This is a genomic window from Streptomyces sp. URMC 126 (assembly GCF_051386555.1).
GTDB lineage: Bacteria > Actinomycetota > Actinomycetes > Streptomycetales > Streptomycetaceae > Streptomyces.
Genome location: NZ_JBPQTX010001029.1, coordinates 1 through 259, shown reverse-complemented (window position 1 = coordinate 259; position 259 = coordinate 1). Strand labels below are relative to the sequence as shown.

The window sequence follows — 259 nt, the reverse complement described above, 5'->3', positions numbered from 1 at the left end:
AACGCCGCCTGTCCGCGGGGCAGTTGCAGCTCGTCGGTGCCGTCGCTGAGCACGCACGCGCCGTAGACGGCCAGCAGGATGCGCGCCGACCCGCGCCCCGGCACCAGGATCGGGCCGGTGCGGGAGTCCAGCACCATGCGCCAGGCCTCGAACTCGCTGCACGGGGTCAAGTACTTGAAGACGCCGGGACGAGTCTGACGGGGGTGCAGCACCTCGGGCAGCCACGGGTCGAAGTCGACCACGGCGACCAGTTCGCAGA

General features: G+C 71.0%; 1 protein-coding gene. It reads right to left on the bottom strand.

The genetic code is table 11. The features are described from left to right. A partial coding sequence (locus ACSNOK_RS34965) for a hypothetical protein (RefSeq protein WP_436784726.1) occupies nucleotides 1-259 on the bottom strand: 259 nt, incomplete at both ends.